This is a genomic window from Candidatus Eremiobacteraceae bacterium (genome assembly GCA_035314825.1).
In the GTDB taxonomy this organism is placed as follows: Bacteria; Vulcanimicrobiota; Vulcanimicrobiia; order Eremiobacterales; family Eremiobacteraceae; genus JAFAHD01.
On the sequence record DATFYX010000053.1, the window covers coordinates 1 to 24004 of the forward strand.

The window sequence follows — 24004 nt, forward strand, 5'->3', positions numbered from 1 at the left end:
GGCCACGCCGCCCCCCGCGCGGCCGCACAGCTAGAGGCGAAAGGGCAAACGGGTGTTCTCCACAGAGCCTGTGAATATGTGGATAAGGTCATTTTGAAGCGTCGAGCACACCTCAAACCGCTGGTCTGCAGCATCGGGTCGAGTGACCCCACCAACGCGGCGGGCATCGGCCGGGACCTCATCGTCTACGAACGCCTCGGGGCCGTCGGCGTCTTCGCGCTTGCCGCGGTGACCGCCCAAAATTCAGGGCGCGTCATGGAGGTGTATCCTCTGCCGTCGCGCGCGCTGCGCAATCAGCTCGACGCGATCGTGCAAGAACGCCGTCCGAAGGCCATTCGCATCGGCCTGCTGCCCGATGCTCCCCTCATCGCCGCGGTCGCGCGCTTCCTGCGCGCGCAGCCGAAGCGCTTGCCGGTGGTGCTCGACCCGGTCATCTCATCGTCGTCCGGTCATCGCTTCTTGGGCCCCGCGGAGCTCGGCGCGCTCGAAGGGCTGTTGCCGCTCGTGACGCTGGCAACCCCCAATGCCGCAGAAGCACAAGCGCTGAGCGGCATCGCCGTGCGGACCGTCGCCGACGCGGAGCGCGCCGCGCTTCATCTGCAACGACGCGGCTGCGCGGTTCTGGTGACCGGCGGCCACGTGCGCGGTCCGCAGGTCGTCGACGTGCTTGCGGACGCGAACGGCATCACGCATTTCGCCGGAAAGCGCATCGCGGCGCGCATGCGCGGCACCGGCTGCACGCTCGCCGCCGCGATCGCGGTTCACCTGGCCCAGGGCATGAAGCTGCACGCGGCGATCCGGCGCGCGCGCGAACTCGTGCGTTCGGAACTGGAGGCGCAACGGCGCGCGCGGGTTAAGGGACGCGCATGACGGCAACGGTCGCGACATCCAGACGCCGGCGCATCATGGCGGGCATGCGCGCGTCGGGAAAGCTGCACGTCGGGCACTGGCTCGGCGCGCTGCAGAACTTCGTCGCGCTCACTAAAGACAACGATTGTTTCTATGAGATCGCGGACTTGCACGCGCTGACGACCAACTTCGCCCACAGCAAGGAGATCGCCGACTCAGTGCACGACATCGCGCTCGGCTGGCTGGCGGCGGGCCTGGATCCGCAGCGCTGCACGATGTTCGTCCAATCCCGGGTGCCCGAGATCAGCGAGTTGGCCGTACTGCTTTCGATGATCACGCCGGTGTCGTGGCTCGAACGGGTGCCGACCTATAAAGATCAGATCGCCGCGCTCGGTCCCGAGATCGCCACACATGGTTTCTTGGGTTACCCCGTGCTGCAGACGGTCGACATCATCGCGTTCAAAGGTCAAGGCGTGCCGGTCGGCCAGGACCAGCTGCCCCATCTCGAGCTGTGCCGCGAGATCGTTCGCCGCTTCAACCATTTGTATGGCGACGTGCTCACCGAACCCGAGGCAGTGCTCTCGAACACGCCAGCCGTGCCCGGGTTGGACGGGCGCAAGATGAGCAAGTCGTATGACAACAGCATCTTGCTCAGCGACAGCGACGCCGAGACGACGGCCAAGGTCAAAGAGATGTACACCGATCCGAGCAAGATCCGCAAGAGCGATCCCGGCCATCCGGAGACCTGCCCGGTTTTCTTCTTCCAGGAGATATTCAATCCGGGTAACGCGCCAGACATCGCGCAGCGTTGCCGCACAGGCACATTGGGCTGCGTCGAAGACAAAGCGGACATGGCCGTCCACTTGAACGCCGCGCTCGCACCGCTGCGAAAGCGCCGCCGCGAACTCGAAGCCGAACCGGACTACGTGCGTGAGGTGTTAGCTGACGGCACCCGCCGCGCGCAAGAAGTCGCAGCGCAAACCCTCGCGCAGGTCAGACAGGCGATGGGGTTTTGAGGCACCCCAGAGAACAAGAGCAAGATGACGGGATCGTTACGCCCGTTTGTAGTGGGCGAGCGCGGTCTTCATGCGCTTGAGCGCTTCGCGCAAGTTCTCTTCGGACGCCGCGTACGACAGGCGGATAAAGCCGCGTCCGTTCGGTCCGAACGTCGAACCGCCGAGCACCGCCACGCCGCCTTCCTCTAAGAGGTAGGTGGCGAGCTTGATGTCGTCGCGCTCGATCGCCGACACGTTCGGGAACACGTAGAACGCGCCGCCCGGCATCTGGCACGACACGCCGGGGATGTCGCACAATCCGTGGACCAAGATCTGACGGCGGCGTCGGAACTCTTCATTCATCGCCTGCACGGGCCTCATGTCACCCTGAAGCGCCGCGATGCCCGCGTCCTGCACGAAGGTCGTCGTGCACGAGACGGTGTTGAGCATCAGCGCGCCCACGGCGTCGGCGATATATCGAGGATACACGCCGAAGCCGAGCCGCCAGCCGGTCATCGCCCACGCCTTTGAGAAGCCGTCGACCAGGATCGTGCGCTCGGGCATCGCGGAGAGCCCGTAATACGAGGCGAACTCCTTGTCATAGCAGTGGCTGTTGTAGATCTCATCGCTGATCACGAGGATGTCGTGCTTGCGCGCGATGTCGGCGATCGCGAAGATGTCCTCGTTCGTGAGGATGCCGCCGGTGGGATTGTGGGGCGAGTTCAAGACCAGGATCTTGGTCTTGGGCGTGATGGCCGCCTCAAGCGCGGCCGGATCCAGACGGAACTGATTGCTCTCGAGCAAAGGGACCGACACCGGCACGGCGTTCACATAGGTCACGATCGAGCGATACGCCGGATACGCCGGATCGGGGATGACGACTTCATCTCCGGGGTTGAGCAGCGCCATGAGGGTGAACGCGATGGTCGGCTTTGCGCCCGGGCTGACCACGACGTTGTCGCGGGTCACCTCCACGCCGCGCGTCTTTGTCACGTGCTTGGCGATCGCGTCGCGCAGTTCGGCGATGCCTGAGGCCGGCGTGTAATGCGTGCGGTTGGAACGGATCGAGTTGATGCCGGCCTCTTTGACGTGTTCGGGCGTGTCGAAGTCGGGCTCGCCGATCTCCAAATGGATGATGTTGCGCCCCTCGGCCTCGAGCGCGCGGGCGCGCGCCAGCACCACAAAAGCGCTCTCGGTGCCGAGACGGCGCATAGACTCGGCGAGCGGAAACGTCGTCGTTTGCATGATGGAGCGGGTTTCGCGGGCGCGAAAGGACGTCCCTAGCGTCTAGTCGTGGATGCCGTTGCCGGCCGGCCCCTCGTGGTTGAGACGGAAGTACGATTCCACGATGTCTTGCGCGACCGGTGCCGCATTGACCGCGCCGAAACCGCCGCTCTTCTCCATGAACACGACCACCGCGATCTGCGGATGATCGTACGGGGCAAAGCACACGAACCAGGCGTGATTGCGGCCTTCAGGATTGTCGGGCGTGCGCACGTTTTCGACGGTGCCGGTCTTGCCGGCGTAATGGAAGCCCGGGATCAAGACGTTGTACGCCGTGCCGTACGGGCTTTCGATGGCGCCGAGCATGCCCTCGCGCACCAGTTGCAGATCGCTTGCCGGCACCGGCACGTGGCCTTCCACAACCGGTTGGGAGCGTGCGGCGACGTGGCCGTGCGCGTCGCGCACGTCGGCGAGCAGAAACGGACGATACAACGTGCCGCCGTTGGCGACCGCGGTCGCCACGCGCAGCAGCTGGATCGGCGACACTTCGACGTAGCCCTGGCCGATCGCCATGTTGACGGTGTCGCCCGCATACCACTGGTCGTCGTACGCGCGTTTCTTCCAGTCTGGCGTCGGCAGCGTGCCGGTCGTCTCGCCGGGAAGATCGATGCCGGTCTGGGCTCCGATCCCATACGCAGCTGCGTAGCGGTCGAGCCGCGTGATGCCCAGCTCGAAGCCGACCTTATAGAAGAAGACGTCGCACGAGCGCGAGATAGCCTGCACCACGTTGAGCGTGCCGTGGCCGCCGCGCGCGTCGTCGTTGAAGACGACGCCGAGGTCGAAAAATCCGGGGCAATAGCGCACGCTGTCGGCGGTCAGCACGCCGCTGGCCAGCGCGGCTGAGCTGGTGATCATCTTGAAGGTCGAGCCGGTCGGGTACTTGCCCGCGATAGCGCGCGTGAACAGCGGCTTGAGCGGATCGTTCAGATACTGGTCGTAGCGCGCCTCGCTGATGGGCAACGCGAAATCGTTCGGGTTGACGTTCGGTTGGCTCACCAGGGCGAGGATCGCGCCGCTATGCACGTCTTCGACGATGGCGGCGCCGGCGATGCGATGGCCGATGCGCGCCGCGATGACGCGGATCTGCTTGTCCATCGCCGCCTCGGCCGCGCGCTGCAACCGCCAGTCAATCGTGAGATCGAGGCTGTCGCCCGGCACCGCTTCGCGCTCGCCGAGGGTGGCCACGGCCATGCCGGCTGAATTGACCTTGATCTGGCGGCCGCCGTTCTCGCCGCGCATGATCGCGTCGTAGGTGTACTCCAGGCCCTCTTTGCCGATCGTGTCGTTAGGTCCGTATCCCAAGTGCTTGCGGCTCTCGTATTCGTCTTGCGTGATGCGCCCGACGTAGCCGACGATGTGCGAGCCGATCGTGGCGTACGGATAGTCGCGCACGGGCAACAGCTCGACCGCCATGCCGGAGAGCCGGTCCGCGCGCTCTGAGAAACGCGCCACTGTGGCCGGGTTGAGATCGCCCGCGATCGTGATGGGGCCGAGCGGCACGGCGCCGGCGAGCGCGTCGAAGGTGGGATAGGTGACGCCGTTATACCGCAGCAGCCGCTTCCACAGGCTCGTCGGCGTCACGTGCAAGATGCTCGCCAGCTCGTCGACCTCCGCCGCGGGATCGGCGATCTGCATCGGCACGACCTGGACCACGAACGACGGACGGTTGCTGACGATGATGACGCCGTGTCGGTCGTACATCAAACCGCGCGGTGCCGTCAAGGGGATCGTGCGCAGCTGGTTTTGATCGGCGAGCGTCTCATAGGAAGCGCCGTGGACGAGCTGCACGTCGGCGAGCCGCCATATCAGCACGGCGATCGCGATCGCGACGCCGCCGACGAAGATCAGCAGGCGCGGCAGCTGAGCGCGTTCGCCGGCGTTCTCGGGTCCGTGGCGTCCCCAAAGTCCCTGCATCGGCCTAACGACTACCCCTTGGACGCGTCACTAGCACGTAGTGCCCCATTGGGCGGGCTTCAGATACGCGATATGCAGATCTTCTAGTTGAGCAACCTCAGCCACAAGTTTCGCGGCAATCGGAGCGGGCACCGAAGACTCCAGTTTGGGCTGCCCGACAAGGTTCTGCGTCGTGAGCGGACGCCCGGTACTGACGGTTCCGACAAACCGTGTGTCACACACCGTGTAAAAAGATGCCTGACCGTGCTCGCGATCATCGGCTGACCGCCAATCTGCCAGAGCGAACCGACCCTCAGTCGCAGCCGCGCCCAGTTCCACGGCCTCGGTCTTGAACGGGTTCGTCTTCCCATAATAGTTGTGATAATGGATATAGTCCGCAATAGAGACGGACATTGCCAGCCTTTCCTGGACCGACGCTTGTCTCGCGTCGGTTACGGCAGGGGTAAACACGAACAGCATCAAGCCGACAGCAATCGCTCTCATGATGTACCTCTGTTGGACCACCAGCGCAATGCGAGCACCACGATGGCCGCGAGCGTGCAGTTGAGCAGCACTTCCCACGCCGTCGCATGCGCCAGGCGATGATACGTGCCGCGATCGCCGAAGGCGACTTCGAGCACGATGTACGTGACCGCGTTGCGCACGATCGTGCCGCCCGCGACCGCGGCGATCACGACCGTGAGCGAATCTGCGAAGTAGCGGCTGCTGAGCAGCCCTGAGAGAAAGCCGACGAGCGCGCCGCCTAGGACGTTTGCACCGCCACCGCCGAGCGCGTCCTCAAGCGCGCCGCCGAACAAGCCGAGCCAGCCGCCCGTCGTAGGGCCGCAACGCAATCCGGTCCAGACGATGAGCACGGTCAGCAAACTCGGTTGCGCGCCGCGCAGCGTCCAAGCGTGTGCGAACGTCACTTGCAGCAGGACGGCGACGGCCGCGAGGAGCAGCAGCAGCGAGAAGCGCGGCGGCGCCGTCGCGCCGGCGTCGACCGGGCGCTGCGGGCCGAAGAGCACGCGCGGCGAGCCGCGCAGCATGTCGGCGCTCACGGCGATGTGTACACCAGCACGTGCTGGAGCGAATGAAAATCCACCGCAGGTTCGAGCACGGCGGTCTGATACAGCGCGTTGTCCTTGCGATCGACTTCGCGCACCGTGCCGATGAGGATGCCGCTCGGATAGATCTCACCGTGGCCTGTGACCACGACGTCGCCCGTCTGGAGCGCAGCGTTCTGGTCGATGTACTTCATCTTCGCGTGCAGCCACGTGCCGGTCACGATGCCCCACGAACGCGAGCGTTGCAGATACGCAGGCACGGCGCTCTCCGGATCGATCACTAGCAACACGCGCGCCTCGCGCGGGCCCGCGCTCACGACGTGCCCGACCAGCCCGCTGCCGCTCACCACGACGCTGTCGCGGTGCACGCCGTCGCGCGACCCTCGATCGATCGTCACTTCGCGTCGCGTCGCCTCGGGCACGTAGCCGACGACGTCCGCGACGACCGCGTCGCCCGGCAGCGTCTGCTTCATCGCCAGCAAGCGGCGCAGCTCGCGGTTCTCTGCCGCGTCAGCTTGCAGGCGCTCATTCGCGGCGGCAAGCTTGCCGGCTTTGTCCTGCAGCGCTTGGTTCTGCGCGGCGAATTCGCCCGCGTGCAGCACATCGTGCACGCCGGTGCCGATGGCTTCGACCATGCGCGTGAGTCCGCTCTGCACCGGCGTGTACACCGCGCCCACGACGACGTCGATCGGGCTTTGCCGTCCGTTGCGAGAGGCGTCGATCTCAAGCAGCGACACGCTCGCGGCGACGATGATCAGCGCGACGAATACGAGGAGTTTTCGCTCATCCCAAAACGAATAGATCGCAACCACCTGCCGATTCTCGACTGCGGAGTCGGGTACAGCGCATTGAAGAGACGCGGATCCGCTAAGATCTGCGCCCCGCCGCGCGCTACGCACAACATGGGTTCTTCGGCGACGCGCACCGGCATGGTGAGGACGAGCGCGAGCGTCTCCGCCAGACCCGCGATCGCCGCTCCGCCGCCGGCGAGCACGAAACCGCCGTCGGCGATGTCGCGCACGAGCTCGGGCGGCGTCACTTCGATCACCGCGCGCACCGCGTCGACGATTTCGCCGAGCGGCTCGGCGACCGCCGAGCCGATCTCTTCCTCGCGCACCTCGAACGTTCCCGGCCGCAGCGCGCGCATGTCTTGTCCGACGACGCGCTCCGGTGCGCGTCCTCGCGGCCTGCCGTAATAGCCGAGCGCGATCTTGAGCTGCTCGGCAGTGCGCTCGCCGATCAGCACGCCGCGCGTGGTGCGCAGGTGCGCCATGATCGCCTCGTCCAGCCGATTGCCGCCCATCTTGAGCGACCGCGCAACCACGAGCCCGCCGAGCGAAAGCACCGCGATCTCGGTCGTACCGCCGCCGATGTCGACGATCATGTTGCCGTGCGGCTCCAAGATCGGCAGGCCCGCGCCTACCGCCGCCGCGATGGCCTGCTGCACGAAGTACACGCGGCCCGCGCCGGCGCCGATCGCCGCCTCGCGCACCGCTTTGCGTTCCACGTCGGTGGCACTCCCTGGCACGCCGATGATGACGCGCGGCGGGATGAGCGATCCGCGCGTCGCGCGATCGAGCAACTGGCGCACGAGCGCTTCGGTGTACTTGTAATTGGAGATGACGCCGTTGCGCAGCGGGCGGATGACGGTGATCGAGCGCGGCGCCTTGCCCATCATCTGGCGCGCGCCTTCGCCGACGGTCAACACCTCGCCCGACGATGAGTCGACCGCGACGACCGTCGGCTCGACGAAGCGCACGCCGTGGCCGCGCACGAAAACCGGCGTGTTCGCGGTGCCTAGGTCGATGGAGATCTCCGGCGCGAAATGCGCGTAGATCGAGTCAAATGCGTCGGGCATGCGTGTTGTTAGAGCAGTTCGTGTCCTAGCGAAGCAAACGCGCGCCCCAGGCGCGCGAGCGGCAGTCCCATGACGGTATAGAAGTCCCCGTCTATGGATGCGACAAGCAGCGCACCGCGACCTTGGATGCCATACGCGCCGGCCTTGTCCAGCGGTTCGCCGGTGGCGACGTAGCGCGCGATCTGCGAGTCGTCGAGCGCCATGAACGTCACCGCGGCCGACTCGACGCCGCTGGCCGATCTGCCGCCGGCGCGGTCGAGCAATGCGAAGCCGGTGTGCACGACATGCCGCTTGCCGGCGAGGCGCCGGAGCATGGCGGCGGCCTCGGCGGCGTCGCGCGGCTTGCCCAGCACGTCGCCCTCGATCACGACCGCCGTATCTGCTGCCACCAGCAGCGGCGGGCCGCCGGCCTGCGCCTGCTCCGCCTTGCCAAGCGCGTGAGCTAGCACCATGTCCTTCGGATCGGAGTATCGTTCGGCGTGCTCTTCCTCATCATACCCGCTGGCAACCACGACCACGCCGAGGCCGAGGCTCTCGAGCAATTGGCGGCGGCGAGGTGAGATGGAAGCGAGGGCGACCGACAGGCGTGGCGCGCGTTCTCTCGACGCGCCTTCATTCATAGATCTGGCCGTGCACCTTGATGAAGCCGGCTGGATGGCGCCCGCTCGGGTCGTGATGCGTCCAATGCATGACCGGGCCTTTGGCGTCCAGCTCGAGATCGCCGTGCACGATGACGTCGTCGCCCTCGGCCAGCGGGACCTGCGGCGCGATGTCGATGTTGTGCGCGACCAGGATGAGCTGCTCGTCGCCGCTGCCGGTGTGCACATCTAAGATGAAGCGCTCGTGCCGGCCGGTGGCGCTCGACTCGTTGGGCAGCACTTGTGCGACCGTCCCCTCGATGGTCACTTCTTGTCCGCTGCGGTGCTGATGGATGTCGTCGATCGCCGCAAGATTGTCCGGCGCCTCGGAGTTGGCCGAGCAGGCGGTCATCGCGAATGCGGCGGCGGCGGCCAACGCGGCGGCGGCGAGCGCGACGCAGCGGCGTCTCACAGGTCGAGCTCCAGCATGTGGTCGAGCGATTCGCGTTTGGCGATGAGCTTCGCCTGCCCCGCGCGCGCCAACACGACCGCCGGCTTCGGGAAACGGTTGTAATTGCTGGCCATCGAGTAGGTGTAGGCGCCCGAGTTGTGCACCGCAAGCAGATCGCCGGGCCTGGGGTCCGGCAGCGGTACGTCGGGGAACAGGCGGTCGGTCTCGCAGTGGCGCCCAAAGACGGTGTAGACCTCCGGGTGCGAAGCCGAGCCGGCATAACGCGCACTCGCAGGGCGCCGCCGAGGCGCGTGCAGCAGCGTCACGTCATAGCGAGCATCGTACAGCGCAGGCCGGGGATTGTCGGACAGCCCGCCGTCGACGATCACTGCGCGCGACCCGTCCGGCAGCGTCTTGCGCACGCCGATCGTGTAGAGCGTCGTGCCCGCAGAAGCGACCAGCGCCCGGCCGGGCTCGACCAGCAGCTGCGCGCATTCCAACCCGGCGCCGATGAAATGACGTTCGACGGCTTCGAAGATGGCGTCCGCCCACTGCGCCGCCGTGGGGGCGCCCTCGCCGCGCTCCGAGATGCCGATCCCGCCGCCCACATCGATCACCGCGAACTCGGGCCCGCTCGATCCCTGCAGCGAGCGCACGAATGCCGCCAGCGCCGCGATCTCTTCATCGTACTTTGAGAGGTCGTAGATGCGCGAGCCGATATGGCAATGGATTCCCGCGAGTTCGAGGCCGTGCGCCGCGCAGACGCGCTCGATCGCGAGCCGCGCCTGGCCATCGGCGATCGCGAAGCCGAACTTCGAATCCGGCCCGCTCGTCTGGACGTGTTCGTGCGTGTCGGTGGCGATCTCGGGGTTGACGCGCACGAGCACGCGCTGGCGGACGCCGCGCGCCCGTCCGGCTGCATCAAGCGCGTCGATCTCGGCCACATGGTCGACGACCACATAGCCGACGCCGGACGCGACGGCCAGCTCGATCTCCTCGGGCGTCTTGAAGCAGCCGTGCATCAGACAACGCTGCGCGGGTACTCCAGCCCGCAGCGCGGTGTGAAGCTCGCCCGCCGAGCAGACATCGATCGCAAGCCCCTCCTCGTGGGCGATGCGCACGATCGCTTTGAGCATGAGCGCCTTGGCGGCGTACGTGACGTCTACGGCGATAGGGTTCGCACGGCCGGCTCGGGAGCTCCCGGAAAACGCGAGGCGGAAGCGTTCCATTTGCGCCCGCAGGGCAGCCTCGTCGATCACGAGCAGAGGCGTGCCGAACTCGCGCGTCAACGCGAACGGGTCGCAACCGCCCAATGCGACATCGACCGTACGTTCGGCATTGTGAGCCGAGGCGCCGGAGGGTATACTCAAGGATACCGAATCCCTTGGTTCATCGTCTTATCAATGCCGTGAGGTCACGTCTGTTGATCAATCCGCACGAGTCGTCGCGCCGCCTCATCCGCGCGGCGGGCAACATCCGCATCATCCTGTTGGGACTGCCTGGTCCGGCAGGCGCGAAGCGAGCCACGCGACCGATTGCGACGGGGACGTTCTCGTTCCCCGCACTCAGCCAGAACTAGCGATACAGCTTCCGAGCCTCGATATAACGCCCGACGTCATCGGGCGTTAAGTATCGTATGGGTTGCGCCGCCGCAACCCGCTCTCTGATGACGCTCGCCGAGATGTCGACGAGCGGCAGATCGAGCAGCACGAAACGCGCCTGCAGCTCCTTCGGAAGGTCGCCGATGATGCCGGCGATGTCTTCAGCGCGCGCGCCTTCGCGGCGCACGACATAAAAGCGCGCGAGCGCCGCTGCGACCTCTTCAAGTCTGCGCCAGCGGCTCACGGTGAGCGAGTCGACGCCGGCGATGAAGTGGAGCTCGTCGTCCGGATACGCGGCGCGCATGAGCGCGAGAGTGTCGGCGGTGTAGACCGGACCGGGCTGCTCGAGCGCGGTCGTGTCGATCCCGAACGCCGGATTCCCGGCGATCGCGAGTTGCGCCATCGCCAAGCGGTGCGCGCCCGATGCATGGACCGCGCGATGCGCCGGCTCGCCGACGGGCACGAAAAGGACGCGGTCGAGGCGCGCGTGCGCGCGCACCGCTTCAGCGATGAATAGATGGCCGTAGTGGATCGGGTCGAACGTGCCGCCGAGCACGCCGGTGCGCCGAGCCGTCAAGAACGATGCGACCTTTCTTTGCCGTGGAGCCGATACGGCAGGCGGTGCAAACGCGTCCGCCGCAACAGCACCCAATACTATAAAGGAGAAGGACGGCCTGCAAAGCGACGTCGCACGAGGCAGCGCCTCTGAACGTCTGACGCGCGCCGAAGCCGTATGGCTTTGGATCGTGCTGCTCGTCGGCGCAGCGCTCATCTTCTGGCGCCTCGCGGACAAGAGCCTCACGCCGGACGAAGCCTTCTCCTACCGCCAGGCCATCGCGCCGCTGCCCGTGCTGATCCACGTCGCGGTCTATGGCGACTTCCACCCGCCGCTCTTCGCGCTCGTATTCCATTACCTCAACGGCTGGCTCCACTGGCCCGCCCCCTATTATCGCTACCTCACAGCTCCGTTCGGCCTGGTGACGATTCTTGCGACCTGGGCGCTGACGCGGCGCTGGTTCGGATTCCCGGCCGCAGCCATCGCCGGTCTCGTCGCGGCGACTATGCCGATGCTGGTCAGCGAAGACCGCTTGTTCCGGATGTACGTCGTCGTCACCGCGCTCGCGATGGCGTCGTGGTGGCTGCTCATGGAAGCGCAAGACGCGCTCGGCGCGCGACGCCGCTGGTTGTGGCTGGCCTATGGCGTCGTGGTGATCGCGATCCCGTACACATTGTATCTGGGCGCGTTCGTGATTTTGGCGCAGGCGATCTACGCGCTCGTGCGGCGCGGCAGCGCGCTGCCGGCCGCCGCTTGGGCCGTGGCTGCAGCGCTCGCCTTGATCCCGTGGTCGTGGGCCATCCGCATCCAACTTCCGAACGGCGCGTTTCCGGGAGCCGCGGTCGATCTTGTGCCGGTCGCGCGCGCGGTGCTGCTCATGACGCCGCCGCAAAGCTGGATCTCGCCGGGCTTTGACATCGCCATCGGCATCGCTGCGCTGGCGATCATCGTCGGCGCCTGCTGGATCGGCCGCGCGACGCCGCTGCCATATCTGTTCATCCCGCTCGCGCTGCAAGTCGCGATCTCGATCGGCTTCCGCCGCGATCTGCTCGTCTATCGCTATGTCGCGCTATCATTGCCGGTGTTCGCGATCGCGGTCGCCGCGGTGGCGATGTGGCTGTTGCGATCGCCCGCCCGTGTCGCCGGCGCGCTGCTCGTGCTCATCGTGCTCGCCGCTAATTCGGTAGCACTGGCGAACTATTTCCTCGATCCCTACTATCAGACGACCGACTGGTACGCGATCGAGATCGCGCTGCACCAGCACGCGCAGCGAGGGGATGCGCTCATCTTCAACCAGATGGAGCCCTACCTCGTGGTCGAGGACTCACCGGACGTGAAAGGCCGCGAGGTGTATCTGATGAGCTATCCGGCGCCGCCGCAAGCGGCGATCGCGTGGCTCGACGCGCACCCGCACGCGCGCATCTGGTATATCGAGAACCAGGCCGACTTCTCCGATCCGCAACGGCTCGTGCTCAAACATCTGGTCGCCACGCGCCCGCTGCTGTATTCGATGCTGCAAAAGCACGCGTCGCTCGCGAACTGGGCGCTGCTCGATCTGTTCGGGGAGACGAGCCCCGTGAAACGCTGAGCTAGGAGAAGATGAACTCGGCCGCGCCGACGCGCACAGTGTCGCCAGCGCGCAAGCCGAGCTTTTCGAGTTTTCGCAGCGCGCCGCTGCGCGCCAGCGCGCGCGCGAAGAACGAGCGGCCCTCGTCCGAGTCGAGGTCGGTCATCGTCGCGAGGCGCTCAAGCCCCGCACCCGCGACGCGAAACGCGCCCCCTTCTTTAGCGACTTCGACGCGACGGCGCGACGAGACGGGTTTTGGCCGCAGCACGACGCCCGCGACTCCCTCGACCAGCGTTTGCGCCGCCGCGCGCGCCTCCACGATCGCCGCATAGGCGGCGGCCATGAGAGGCTTGACGCCAAGGCCCGTGGCGGCGGAGATTCCGAAGACTTTGTCGGGCGAGATGGCCTCGACGGCCGCGAATACGTCCACGGCGCTCGGGATATCCATCTTCGACACCGCCAGAATGCGGTGTTTCTCCAATAGCGCCGGATTCCACGCGAGCAGCTCGGCTTCGATCATCGCCTTTTGCGCGAGCGCTTCATCGGGCGTGAGCCCGCCGTCGATCAGGTGGATCAACACGCGCGTGCGCTCGACGTGGCGCAAGAACTTATCGCCCAAGCCCGCCCCGCCGCTGGCGCCTTCGATCAGACCAGGCACATCGACGAGCACGAAGTTCGCGTCGATGTCGATCTGGACGACGCCGAGCTGAGGCTCCAGCGTCGTGAACGGATAGTCGGCGATCTTCGGACGCGCCGCAGAAACGCTGGCGAGCAAGGTCGACTTGCCGGCGTTGGGCGCGCCGACGATGCCGGCGTCGGCGAGCAGCTTGAGCTGTAGGTTCAGCGCGCGTTCTTCGCCGGGCTCACCGCGCTGCGCGTAACGCGGCGCTTGGTTCACCGAGGTGGCGAAATGCTGATTGCCCAGACCCCCTCGTCCGCCGCGCGCGACGCACACCCGCACGCCGTCCTCGCGCAGATCCGCGACGAGCTGATCGGCCTCGTAGACCAGCGTGCCGAGCGGCACGGGGATGATGATGTCGTCGCCGTCCTTGCCGTGGCAGTTGTCGGCGCCGCCGGGCTCGCCGTTCGGCGCGGCAAACGCGCGTTTGTGCCGGAAATCCAAGAGCGTCGTGCGCTGCGCGTCCCCGAGCAGATAGATCGATCCGCCGCGTCCGCCGTCGCCGCCGCTAGGGCCGCCGCGCGGCACGTACTTCTCGCGCCGGAATGCGACCATACCGTTGCCGCCGTGGCCGGCGCGCACTGTGATGGGCGCTTCGTCTACGAACATGTGCGGACTACTTCGCGTGAAAAACGAAAAACCCGCACAACAGCGGGTTCCTCGCGAGGATAGTGCTCGGGCTTAGGCTGCAGCGCCGTCCGGCGTCACCGCGACGACTTGCCGGTCCTTGGTGTGACGCGAGAACGCGACTTTGCCGTCGACCAGCGCGAAGAGCGTGTTGTCCTTGCCCATGCCGACGTTGCGGCCGGGGTAGTACTTCGTGCCGCGCTGGCGCAGAATGATGTTGCCGGCGATGACCGTCTCACCGCCGAACTTCTTGACGCCAAGGCGCTTGCTCTGAGAGTCGCGGCCGTTGCGCGACGAGCCAAGGCCCTTTTTGTGCGCGAAACGCTGCAGATCGATGAAGAGAGACACTTCGAATCGGGCTCCTAAAAAACGGAATCGTCCGACGACGGACGCATGGGAAGTATACCAAACGCGACGCCCCTCGGTCAAACCGTATCGGGGTTAGGAAGTAATAGAAGAGAAATTTGCCCTCGTCTCGCCTTGGGGGACGACACCTGATTTCGGAAATTGGCGGGACCGATCGATTCAAATCAGCTCGCGTCTTTCGAGAACACCGTCTGATTCTATTCTAGATCGTCCGAATGTATCTGGAAGTCCACCGCGCCTGCCGTCAAGCTCCAGCTTCCAAGAATGTCCGGTTGCGATGACAGTAGAAATGGAGGGCTTCACGGCGCCTCTTGATTCCCAAAGCGAATGGGTTATCGACAATGCAAGAACGCGCCTGGATGCAGTTCAACGAAGGGAAAATGCAGTTTTCTCTTCGGCAAACAAGCCACGATCGGTTCTGGACCGGATTCGAAGCAGCCCTCATCGAGACGTCGGGCGGTGTCAGCCAAGCCCGGTATATGAATACACACGGTATATCGGTGCAGGTCGGAGGGCCGGTTCGCACGACGGCTCGCTGCGACGGAGCCGTGTCTCGACGTTTGCAGGTCCGGGGCAACATCGATCTGATGCCGCTGGGCTTTTCCGGAGAGTGGCAGGACGAAGGCCCGACTGCTTTCCTGTGCATCCGCATTAGCCCATCGCTCGTGCAAACGACGGCCGAGGAGATGGACGTGAATCCCGATCGCGTCTCGATTCTGCCGCTGCTTCAGTTCACGGATCCGCAGATCGAACACATCGGCTGGGCGCTCAAAGCCGAATTGGAAACGCCCGAGCCGTCCGGCCGTCTCTACGCCGACGGTCTGGGACTGGCGCTGGCCGCGCACTTGCTACGGCAACACGCACCCCTCGTGCCCCGTATCACGAAAGGCCTACCCAAAGGCCGACTGCGACGCGTGACGGATTACATCCACGACCACCTGGCGCAGGACCTTAGACTCGTCCAGCTCGCGGAAGTCGCTAGCGTCAGCCCGTCGCATTTCAAGTCGCTGTTCAAGCAATCCGTCGGCGTGCCCGTTCATCAGTATGTCATCCGAAGCCGCGTGGAATACGCGATTGACCTACTGGTGAAGAGCAAGCTTCCACTGAGCGACGTGGCGCTCCAGGCCGGTTTTGCAAACCAGAGCCACATGGCCCGCTGCGTGCGGCGCGTCACGGGACTGACTCCAAGCAGCCTGCGCAACTTGACCTAGCGGCCCGCTAGCCGCCTCACCGCCTAGCGTAATTTTCGTCCGTTCGTATACAAGGCCGCCCAAACGTGAGCGACGGCGGCGCCGTATACTGCTACTTTCGAAGGTGTCGACGCAGTCTCGCCTGCGTGACCGGCGCTGTCGCGCCGTTCTGACGATCGAGAATTGAGAAAAGACGGTCACACGGTTCTCGTCGCGCTCCTGATCCAGGGAACATGGGCACTGGCAGGCGTCACGGGAACGCTCAATGGCTCGGTTGTCGCGCTTCACTTGCTGGGACGCGCGGACCGACAACGCCCGTGCGCGGTCCGACGCTCCCGGCATCCGTCGCTCCTCGCGAGCCGACGGATCATATCGCTTCGGGCTCTTCAAGAAGGAACAAGGTAGACCATGAAAGGTTTGCTCAGATCCGCCTTCTTGACGATCGCGGTGCTGCTTGCACAGGTAACGTGGTCACTGGCAGGCGTCACCGGATCGTTGAATGGCACAGTTCTGCAAGAGCAAACGCACGCGCCCATCGCGCAAGCGAAGGTCACGGCGTCCTCTGCGAGCCAGACCTCAAGCACTACGACCGACAATGGCGGTCACTTCGGTTTCGTCTCGCTGATCCCCGACACGTATGCCGTGACGGTGAGCAAGGAAGGCGTCATCGAGACGTTCGTGCAGCGCGGCGTCACCGTGCTGGCGGACCAAGTACAAAACCTCACGCTCGTCGTGAAGCCGTCGATCAAGACTCTGGCGACGGTCACGTCGCGTGCGTCATCGGACCTCATCAAGCCCGGCACGACTGCCAACGTCTACTCGGTCAACTCGGCCGCGCAGGCGCGCAGCGCGGTGCTCGGCGGCGGCGGCGGCGCCAACCAAGGCTACTCCGCCGTCGCAGCGCTCCCCGGCGCGTATGTTCCACCGGGTCAATCGGGCTGGTTCCAAGTCGTCAATATCCGCGGCGGCGACTACGACCAGGTGGGCTACGAGTTCGACGGCGTACCGGTGAACCGGTCGTTCGACAACTACGCGTCGAGCAATCTCTCCGCCATCGGCCAGCAAGAGCTGCAGCTGTACACTGGCGCGGCGCCGGCCACAGCAGAAGGCGAGGGATTAGCCGGCTACATCAACCAGGTCATCAAGAGCGGCACCTATCCGGGTTATGCCAACGTCGACCTGGGCGTTGGCGGGCCGAACCTATACAACAAGGCCAGCGTCGAGTTCGGCGGCGCGACGCCCAACCGCAACTTCTCGTACTACGTCGGCGTGGGCATCGTCAACCAAAGCCCGCGCTACTACGACGAGAACAACGGCGCCAGCCAGAACTCGACCTACGGCTTGGTCTACGACATGGCACCGTCGGCGACGGTCGGCGGCAGCTGCGGTACTGACGCCGTGCCGTCGGATTTCGTGAAATGCTATCACAACACGGCCAACTCGATTCTCGGCCAGCCGGTCGGACCAGGTGGGTATTACCTCGGTCCGATCAACATCCTCACGCCGAAGAACAATCAAGACCGTGAAAACGTCTTCAACTTCCACTTCGGAATCCCGCATAAGAACGACACCGGCAAGGACGACATCCAACTGCTGTACGACACGTTCCAGCTGTACACGAATTTCTACAACAACCCCAACGATTGGGGCGGCGGCCCGAACTTCTTCTCGCAGAACCCCGGCACTGTCGAGGGTCCGGGTCAACCGCTGTTCTTCTCGGGCGCACAATACATGACGCCTGTCGGCACGCTGTTCACTGCGGCTGCGCCTGGGCAGGTCAACAACGTCGTGCCCTACGCCTATCCGAACGAAGGAAACGCCTTCTTGAACTCCTCGTTCTCGGGTACGAACATCCCGGGCAACAGTTACGAAGGGTACAGCAACGGACTGTCCATCTACAAACTCCAGTATCAACACAACATCGGCACATCGTCGTACCTGCGCGTGTATGGTTACATCGACTACTCGTGGTGGTTCATCCAGGACCCGATGGGGGCCTATAATCTGGACTTCGCCCTCGCCCCCGACTACGAGCTGTCGACGCATACGCGCGGCGCGTCGGCCAACTACGTCAACCAGCTCTCGCCCAAGAACCTGCTCAATATCGAAGGCACGTATTCGACGGCGAGCACGGTGCGCGATAACAACACGCAGATGTTCAACACGCTGTCGGGCGCGCGCGGCGATGTGGCGCAACTCGTCAGTCTCGCGAATCCGACCAGCGGCATCTGCTACAACATCAACAATCCTGGCGTGCCGGCATCCTGCCTCAAGACCAGCGCCAACGCAGGAAACTTAAGCGGTAACTACCTGACGTTGGGCAACTTGACGTGTGGGGCCAACTGCCTTGGGTCGATCGGGAACTTCTTCGGTCCCGGTGTTGGCATCCCGGCGCCAAGCGGCACCGCTTGCGGCGGACCCTGCGCGTGGTACGTTTCCGAGAACGGTCCCTATGCCACGTTCAACACGGTGACGCCGCGCTTCTGGGGCGTGTCAGCGCAAGACACCTGGAAGCCGAACGATCGCCTGACCTTCAACATCGGCGTGCGGGATGATATCTACACGTTCGTCTACACGCCGACGGGGACCGGCACGCGACCGTACTGGTTCAACGCCTGGAACGCCGTGTCGTGCGTGAACCCGCTCGTGAACGGTGGCAACCCATTCGACGAAACGGCGCCGCCCGGGAGCCTCACTCCCCAGCAGGCCGGTACACCATGCTCCACCTTCGGAGCCGGGTACTCGCAGGCGACGCTGACCGACACGACGGCCAACGGCGGCCAGATAACCTACAACGAAGTCGAGCCGCGGTTCGGCGGAACGTATACGTTCGGCACGAACGACGTGCTGCGCTTCTCGGCGGGCCGCTACTCTCAGCCGGCAGCCACGGCGTTCCAGCAGTACGACAGCTTGGACCAAGACCTGCCCGAGCATCTGCTCGGGTCGCTGTTCTACAAGTACGGGTTCACGTCGCCTAACCACGTCGTAAGCCCGTCGATCTCGTACAACTACGACCTGTCGTGGGAGCACCAGTTCGCCAACACGCAGACGTCGCTCGTGCTGACGCCGTTCTTGCGCAAGACGAACAACCAGGTCCAGCAGATCTACATCAACCCGCAGACGGCGTTCGTCTCCGGCTTGAACGTCGGCAACGAGACCAACCTCGGGTTCGAGTTCTTGACCAACATGGGCAACTTCAACAACAACGGGTTCGCCGGCCAGCTGGCGTACACGTATACTCACAGCTACGTGACGTACAACCCGCTGCCGACCGGCCAGTCCGTGTTGGCACAGGACAACATCGATATCCAGCACTACAATTCGTTCACCGCGGCATGCGTCGGTGCGGTGCCGTCCTCCAGCCCCACAAGCCTGTGCGGCACGGACGGCGGCAACAACGCGATAGCGACCGAAGTGGGCGGCGTCGCGAATCCGTACTACAACGCACCGGCACAAGGGCTGCTCAGCTCGACCGCGCAGTACGCGCCGTACAGCATCGTTCCCGTCGGCGTGCAGCTGTCGTCGCTCAGCTACGTGGTGCCGCACGTCGCGACGCTCATCGTCCAATACAAGAAGGACAAGTGGGCGTTTGTTCCGTCGTTCCAATTCCATGGCGGACAGAAGTACGGCGCACCTGAGACGACATACGGCTTCGATCCGAGCACGTGCACGGGTATTGCGGCTAGCTCGCCGACGGGCGACCCGCGTTATCCGTACGGCGGCAGCGGCTTAGCTGCTGACGCACCGACGTGCACGGGCAACCTCGTCATGCCGGATCCGTACACCGGCAAATTCGACCAACCCGGTGCCTTCACTGAACCGAACCAGTACAGCTTGCACATGGGCATCTCGTATGCCGCGACGCCTCGGGTCTCGTACCAGCTCAACCTGGCGAACATCGTCAACTACTGCAGCGGCGGATCTAAGGAGCCGTGGATCTTGAACGACAACCACTGGTGCCTGTATAGCAACAGCGCCGGGTTCTTCCCGCCGGTGGGCAACTTCTACAATCCTGGGAATACGATCCAACCGCAGTTCAAGTATCCCTACTTCGTCAACGCTACCGGCGACAACGGCGCAACCTATGGCGTGGTCGTTCCGTTCAACGCCACCCTCAACGTCCAGATCAAGATGTGACGCCGCTCTGATCTGAACGCCCATGAGGCCGGCGGCTCTGCGTGCCGCCGGCCTCTCTTTTCGCCCCATCGCGACATGACGCCGTCGCGGTCAGCCCTGGCGTTTGAAGTATTGGACCGCCCGCTCGTGCTTCTCGGCGGCCGCGCGCGTGTCGAATGTCCCCAGGTTGCGGCGCTTGCCGGTGCGCGGGTTGAGCTTCCTCGAGTAGAGCCGGTACTTGCCCGACGGTAGTTTGCGGATCATGGGTCACCCCCAGTAGGTATCGGGACGTCTGAGCTCCGAATCACACGCCAGCGGCGATACTTCCCTTAGCGAAAGGTCTTATACCCTCATGAAGCGGTTTGTCATCGCGGCGGCTGTGTTCGCCGTCGCGTTTGCGATGATTCCCGTTGCGTCGCGCGCGGACGACGATGCCGCGCCTGCCACGCTTGCCAAATTCACCGACGGGCTCAGCCCGCAAAAAGGCTTGTTCACCGTCTGGCGCAAGGCGGGGAAGGTCTACCTCGAGCTCACGCCCTCTCAGCTCGGCCATGATTTCATCTTGAGCGCCGTGCCGGGCAACGGTCTTGGCGGTTACTTCATCTCGGCAGGCGGCGCGGATTACTTCTCGCCGCACATCGTGCGCTTCGTGCGCCAAGACGACAAGATCGCCATACTCTTCCCGAACGAGATCTTCGTCGCGCCGCCGAACACGCCCGATGCCCACGCGGTCGAGGATCAGACCGCCAAATCGGTGGTCGGCGTGACCAAAGTCGTGGCCGCCGACGATAAGAGCGGCGACGTCGTCATCGACGCAGCGCCGCTGCTCGGGGACGTGATCGATTTCGCCGATACGCTCAAGGGCGCCCTCGGCAATCCCGACCCCGGCAAACTCTACCATCTCGACGCGGACCGCACGTATTTCGGCCCCACCAAATCGTTCCCGGACAACACGCTGATCGACGTGCGCCAGACCTGGACCACCGACGACGCTTCGATCATCGACAACGTGCCCGATCCGCGCGCCATCGAGTTCCGCATCGACTACAACTTCATCGAACCGCCCAAGGACGGCGATTACATGCCGCGCTACGCGGACGATCGGATCGGCTTCTTCGACAACGTCCGGCTCAACTTCGGTTCGGACAAGCTGATCAATCGCCAACAGCGTTACATCATGCGCTGGAACATGCAGAAGACCGATCCAACCGCGGCGCTCTCGCCCGCCAAGCACCCGATGGTGTTCTACATGACCAACACCATCCCGGACCGCTACCGCAGCGCGATCCGGCGCGCGGTGCTCGAGTGGAACAAGGCGTTCGCGGCGATCGGCATCAGCGATGCGGTCCAGGTCAAAGACCAGCCGGACGATCCGAATTGGGATGCCGACGACGTGCGCTATAGCGTTCTGCGCTGGCTGACGGATTCAAACGCCGGCGGATTCCTCGAAGCGCAGTTCTATTGGGATCCGCGCACCGGGCAGGAGTTCCGCACCGGTGTGATCTTCGACGCCGACTACGTGAATTTCGGGGACTTGGCGTATCCGTTCTTCATCGACGCGTCGCGCGGCCGTTCGTTCTCCGCCAACGAGCGCTACTACAGCGCGGAAAAGCGCAACGAGGCCGGGTTCGGCGCCCTCGCGATGCGCCTGAACGGCGATTGGCCCAGCGGCGACGTGCCGCAGAAGTACATCGACGACTTTCTCATCGACGGCACGCTGCACGAAGTGGGCCACGACATGGGGATGATGCACAACTTCATCGGGTCGGAAGCATTCACCGCGGCGCAGGTCAAGAGCGCCGACTTCACCGCCAAGCACGGCATGTCGTCGTCGGTCATGGAATACAATCCGATCAACTTCTGGCCGAAGGGTCAGTCGCACGGCGCGCTGTTCATGACCACGCTTGGCCCCTACGACTACTACGCGATCCACTGGGCGTACGCGCCGATTCCCGGCGCGCGCACGCCCGATGACGAGCTGACGACGCTGAACCAGTGGTTGGCGCAATCCACCAGTCCGTGGTACCGCTTCGCGTCGGATGAAGACGTCTCGTGGGACGACGCACACGCGATCGATCCACGGGTCGTGCAGTTCGATCTGACCAACGACAACATCTCGTGGTGCGACACGCGCATGGATCTCGCTCACAGCCTGCTCGACAAGCTGAACTCGCGCTACCCACGGACCGAACACCCTTACCAAGAAGAGCGTACCGCGTTCGGATTCATCTTGCGCGAATACAATCGCTGCAGCCTCGTGTTCGAGCACTACATCGGCGGCGAATACCTCTCGCGCGCGCGGCCGGGTGATCCGGGCGCGCCAACGCCGCTGACGCCGGTCGCGCGCTCGACGCAGCGCCGCGCGTGGCAGAACCTGGATCGCTACGTCTTCTCGGCGACGGCCATGAGCCTGCCGCCCGATCTTCTGAATCGCATGACCTATCAGGAGTGGGAGCCGCTGGAGAGCGGCAGTTGGGCGTACGATCCACCTGCGCGCCATGACGTGCCGATCGTCGAAGTCATCGGCGGCCTGCAGAAGTACTTGCTGGCGACGCTGTATCAGCCGCTGCGCCTGCAGCGCATCGACGAGATCGGCATCCGCTCTAAACCCGGCAGCACGATGTCGCTGACGGATCTCTTCGATTGGACGCAGGACAGCGTGTACGGCGATCTGCGCACGCGAGGTCTGTCGGACGTACCGCTGCTCACGCGCAATCTCCAGGCGGAGTACACGCGCATGCTCATCGCCATGGCGCTCACGCCCGCGAAGGGCACGCCGAGCGACGCACAGGCGCTGGCGCGCGAGAAGCTCGTCAGCCTCTCCGGCACGCTGCGCAGCGCGCTCAACTCGGGCTCGCTCGATGAGATCACGCGCGCACACCTCGACAACCTGCAGAACAAGGTGTCGCTCGCGCTGCAAGGACGCCAGGTCTCGGGACTCTAAGCGCCGGGCCTTGCACTCGAGCGCAGCTCGGGAGATGCGACGATGAGGGTGGCCGCACGGGTCGCCCTTGTCGTTTGTCACTTGCCTTTGCACCGCGCGTGCAGGTAGGCTTGGAGGGTGGAGATGCGCCTGGATCGGTCTTGCGGGTGGGCGGCATGGTTGCTCGCCGCCATCTTCATATCGGGCTGCGCAAGCGGCGGCGGCGGCAAGAACGTTCCCGGCATTCCCGCTCCGCCCACGTCCGCGCCGACGCCCATGGCGAACGTCCACGTGTTAGTGGTCGCCAATAGCGCCGTACCCGCGAGCGTCCAACTCGCGCAGACCTATATGATGGGCCGCCACATCCCGGCCGGCAATCTCGTTTCGGTGGCGCTCTCGAGCGACCCGAACACGTTCACGATCGCGCAGACACCGGATCTGCAGACCAACCTTTTCGCGCCGGTGGCCAGCGCGATCAAGACGCTCCATAACGCCGGCACGCGCATCGATTTCGTCGTCATGATGTACGGCACGCCGTATTTGGTCAACGGCGGCGGTTCGTTCAGCGGCTACAGCGTGGACGGCATCATGTCCCAGGCAAAAGGCGCGTTCCCCGGCAGCGGCGCCGCGTTCAATCCGTACTACGGGTCCACGACGCCATTTTCGTCAGATACGTACAACATGGTATTGGTCACGCGCTTGGACGGGCGATCGGTGGCCGATGTCAACGGCCTCATCTCCAACGGCCTCAAGTGCGACGGCACGCATCCGCACGGCGAGTTCTTCTTCGACGTCGACCCGACCAAGAGCGACGGCTACACCGTCTTCAACACCGCGATGCAGACCGCGCAAACGCAGCTCGCGGCTGCCGGGTTCGACGCGCAGATCGACAACACGATCGCATTCGTGGCACCGCCCAACCCGCTCATCGGTTATGTGAGCTGGGGCAGCAACGATGCGCACTTCTCGGCCGCGGCCTATCACGCGCTGACCTTCGTGCCGGGCGGCATCGCCGAGACGGCGGTGAGCACGTCGGCGAGCAACATCCGCACCCCGGGCGGCGGCCAAAGCCAGATCGCGGATCTGATCCATCAAGGGGTCACCGGCGTGCACGGCGATGTCACCGAGCCGTATCTCAACGCGATTCCCGATCCTCCGAGCGTGTTCGCGGCGTATACCGCAGGCAGGACGCTGGGCGAATCGTTCTGGGCCGGGCTGTCGGAGATCGTGTGGAAAGAGGTCGTCATCGGCGACCCGCTATGCACGCCGTACTGAGGGACCGCACGCTGAAGGTCGGCGGCGCACCCGGGGGCAACAGCGCGACCACAAGGAGGATGGACACATGCATCTCATCGCCGCCTTAGCGCTGCTTTTGGACGACAACTCGACATCGACCTCGACGAA

Annotated in this window: 22 protein-coding genes; 8 read left to right on the plus strand and 14 right to left on the minus strand. The window is 64.7% G+C overall.

Features of this window, described 5'->3' with window-relative positions:
* Positions 1–78: 78 nt before the first annotated feature.
* Entirely contained in the window at positions 79–870 is a 792-nt protein-coding gene (locus VKF82_07010; GenBank protein HME81810.1) for a hydroxymethylpyrimidine/phosphomethylpyrimidine kinase, read from the plus strand.
* Positions 867–1865 carry a tryptophan--tRNA ligase gene (gene trpS / locus VKF82_07015; protein HME81811.1) on the plus strand — a complete coding sequence of 333 codons (999 nt, stop codon included), beginning with the start codon at positions 867–869 and terminating at the stop codon, positions 1863–1865. Before VKF82_07010 ends, trpS begins: the two co-directional genes overlap by 4 nt.
* Positions 1866–1901: 36 nt before the next feature.
* Here the strand turns inward: trpS and VKF82_07020 are convergent, their stop codons facing one another.
* Genes VKF82_07020 through lysA form a run of 9 tightly spaced genes read right to left on the minus strand, consistent with a single transcriptional unit; the run spans position 1902 to position 10345 of the window.
* Positions 1902–3089, minus strand: coding sequence for a pyridoxal phosphate-dependent aminotransferase (locus tag VKF82_07020; GenBank protein HME81812.1), 1188 nt, complete (start codon positions 3087–3089; stop codon positions 1902–1904).
* Positions 3090–3131: 42 nt separating this feature from the next.
* Complete coding sequence (gene mrdA, locus VKF82_07025) at positions 3132–5042, minus strand: penicillin-binding protein 2 (GenBank protein HME81813.1); 1911 nt, start codon at positions 5040–5042, stop codon at positions 3132–3134.
* Between the two features lie 30 nt (positions 5043–5072).
* Positions 5073–5504 carry a hypothetical protein gene (locus VKF82_07030; GenBank protein ID HME81814.1) on the minus strand — a complete coding sequence of 144 codons (432 nt, stop codon included), beginning with the start codon at positions 5502–5504 and terminating at the stop codon, positions 5073–5075.
* A gap of 17 nt (positions 5505–5521) precedes the next feature.
* Positions 5522–6082: a rod shape-determining protein MreD gene (gene mreD / locus VKF82_07035; GenBank protein HME81815.1), complete on the minus strand. Its 561-nt coding sequence runs from the start codon at positions 6080–6082 to the stop codon at positions 5522–5524.
* Entirely contained in the window at positions 6079–6900 is an 822-nt protein-coding gene (gene mreC / locus VKF82_07040; protein ID HME81816.1) for a rod shape-determining protein MreC, read from the minus strand. Before mreC ends, mreD begins: the two co-directional genes overlap by 4 nt.
* Positions 6843–7946, minus strand: coding sequence for a rod shape-determining protein (locus tag VKF82_07045; protein HME81817.1), 1104 nt, complete (start codon positions 7944–7946; stop codon positions 6843–6845). The genes mreC and VKF82_07045 overlap by 58 nt, the downstream gene beginning before the upstream one ends.
* Positions 7947–7954: 8 nt before the next feature.
* Positions 7955–8566, minus strand: a complete 612-nt coding sequence (locus tag VKF82_07050) for a Maf family protein (GenBank protein HME81818.1) — start codon at positions 8564–8566, stop codon at positions 7955–7957.
* Positions 8559–8996 (minus strand): DUF3465 domain-containing protein, encoded by a 438-nt coding sequence (locus VKF82_07055; GenBank protein ID HME81819.1) that lies wholly within the window; start codon positions 8994–8996, stop codon positions 8559–8561. The genes VKF82_07050 and VKF82_07055 overlap by 8 nt, the downstream gene beginning before the upstream one ends.
* The gene (gene lysA, locus VKF82_07060) at positions 8993–10345 is read right to left on the minus strand and encodes a diaminopimelate decarboxylase (GenBank protein ID HME81820.1); all 1353 of its coding nucleotides are present in this window, start codon (positions 10343–10345) and stop codon (positions 8993–8995) included. Before lysA ends, VKF82_07055 begins: the two co-directional genes overlap by 4 nt.
* A gap of 53 nt (positions 10346–10398) precedes the next feature.
* Between lysA and VKF82_07065 the strand changes: the two genes are divergently transcribed.
* Complete coding sequence (locus VKF82_07065) at positions 10399–10554, plus strand: hypothetical protein (GenBank protein HME81821.1); 156 nt, start codon at positions 10399–10401, stop codon at positions 10552–10554.
* Here VKF82_07065 and nadD read toward each other — a convergent pair.
* Entirely contained in the window at positions 10551–11153 is a 603-nt protein-coding gene (gene nadD / locus VKF82_07070) for a nicotinate-nucleotide adenylyltransferase (protein ID HME81822.1), read from the minus strand. The two genes, VKF82_07065 and nadD, sit on opposite strands and share 4 nt — an antisense overlap.
* Between nadD and VKF82_07075 the strand changes: the two genes are divergently transcribed.
* Positions 11119–12720, plus strand: coding sequence for a glycosyltransferase family 39 protein (locus VKF82_07075; protein ID HME81823.1), 1602 nt, complete (start codon positions 11119–11121; stop codon positions 12718–12720). The genes nadD and VKF82_07075 overlap by 35 nt on opposite strands.
* Before the next feature lies 1 nt (position 12721).
* Here the strand turns inward: VKF82_07075 and obgE are convergent, their stop codons facing one another.
* Both obgE and rpmA read right to left on the minus strand, forming a co-directional pair.
* Positions 12722–13987 (minus strand): GTPase ObgE, encoded by a 1266-nt coding sequence (obgE, locus tag VKF82_07080; GenBank protein HME81824.1) that lies wholly within the window; start codon positions 13985–13987, stop codon positions 12722–12724.
* A gap of 72 nt (positions 13988–14059) precedes the next feature.
* A complete protein-coding gene (gene rpmA, locus VKF82_07085) occupies positions 14060–14353 on the minus strand; it encodes a 50S ribosomal protein L27 (protein ID HME81825.1) in 294 nt (97 codons plus the stop codon).
* Between the two features lie 359 nt (positions 14354–14712).
* Here rpmA and VKF82_07090 point away from each other — a divergent pair, with 359 nt between their 5' ends.
* Positions 14713–15582, plus strand: coding sequence for an AraC family transcriptional regulator (locus tag VKF82_07090; protein HME81826.1), 870 nt, complete (start codon positions 14713–14715; stop codon positions 15580–15582).
* Positions 15583–15969: 387 nt separating this feature from the next.
* On the plus strand, positions 15970–19698 hold the full coding sequence (locus tag VKF82_07095; GenBank protein HME81827.1) for a TonB-dependent receptor: 3729 nt from the start codon (positions 15970–15972) through the stop codon (positions 19696–19698).
* A gap of 90 nt (positions 19699–19788) precedes the next feature.
* Here VKF82_07095 and VKF82_07100 read toward each other — a convergent pair whose 3' ends face one another.
* On the minus strand, positions 19789–19941 hold the full coding sequence (locus tag VKF82_07100; protein HME81828.1) for a hypothetical protein: 153 nt from the start codon (positions 19939–19941) through the stop codon (positions 19789–19791).
* A gap of 88 nt (positions 19942–20029) precedes the next feature.
* Here VKF82_07100 and VKF82_07105 point away from each other — a divergent pair, with 88 nt between their 5' ends.
* Positions 20030–22621, plus strand: a complete 2592-nt coding sequence (locus VKF82_07105) for a zinc-dependent metalloprotease (GenBank protein ID HME81829.1) — start codon at positions 20030–20032, stop codon at positions 22619–22621.
* Positions 22622–22698: 77 nt separating this feature from the next.
* On the opposite strand, the gene VKF82_07110 is transcribed toward VKF82_07105, so the two are convergent.
* On the minus strand, positions 22699–22908 hold the full coding sequence (locus VKF82_07110) for a hypothetical protein (GenBank protein ID HME81830.1): 210 nt from the start codon (positions 22906–22908) through the stop codon (positions 22699–22701).
* Here VKF82_07110 and VKF82_07115 point away from each other — a divergent pair.
* Positions 22898–23875, plus strand: coding sequence for a TIGR03790 family protein (locus tag VKF82_07115; GenBank protein ID HME81831.1), 978 nt, complete (start codon positions 22898–22900; stop codon positions 23873–23875). The genes VKF82_07110 and VKF82_07115 overlap by 11 nt on opposite strands.
* Positions 23876–24004 lie beyond the last annotated feature (129 nt).

Excerpts from the sequence above, each read along its gene's own strand:
- VKF82_07095 (HME81827.1), top strand. The coding sequence starts at position 15,970 with ATGAAAGGTTTGCTCAGATCCGCCTTCTTGACGATCGCGGTGCTGCTT.
- mrdA (HME81813.1), bottom strand. The coding sequence starts at position 5,042 with ATGCAGGGACTTTGGGGACGCCACGGACCCGAGAACGCCGGCGAACGC.
- VKF82_07045 (HME81817.1), bottom strand. The coding sequence starts at position 7,946 with ATGCCCGACGCATTTGACTCGATCTACGCGCATTTCGCGCCGGAGATC.
- VKF82_07020 (HME81812.1), bottom strand. The coding sequence starts at position 3,089 with ATGCAAACGACGACGTTTCCGCTCGCCGAGTCTATGCGCCGTCTCGGC.
- VKF82_07100 (HME81828.1), bottom strand. The coding sequence starts at position 19,941 with ATGATCCGCAAACTACCGTCGGGCAAGTACCGGCTCTACTCGAGGAAG.
- trpS (HME81811.1), top strand. The coding sequence starts at position 867 with ATGACGGCAACGGTCGCGACATCCAGACGCCGGCGCATCATGGCGGGC.
- VKF82_07105 (HME81829.1), top strand. The coding sequence starts at position 20,030 with ATGAAGCGGTTTGTCATCGCGGCGGCTGTGTTCGCCGTCGCGTTTGCG.
- obgE (HME81824.1), bottom strand. The coding sequence starts at position 13,987 with ATGTTCGTAGACGAAGCGCCCATCACAGTGCGCGCCGGCCACGGCGGC.
- VKF82_07050 (HME81818.1), bottom strand. The coding sequence starts at position 8,566 with ATGAATGAAGGCGCGTCGAGAGAACGCGCGCCACGCCTGTCGGTCGCC.
- VKF82_07090 (HME81826.1), top strand. The coding sequence starts at position 14,713 with ATGCAAGAACGCGCCTGGATGCAGTTCAACGAAGGGAAAATGCAGTTT.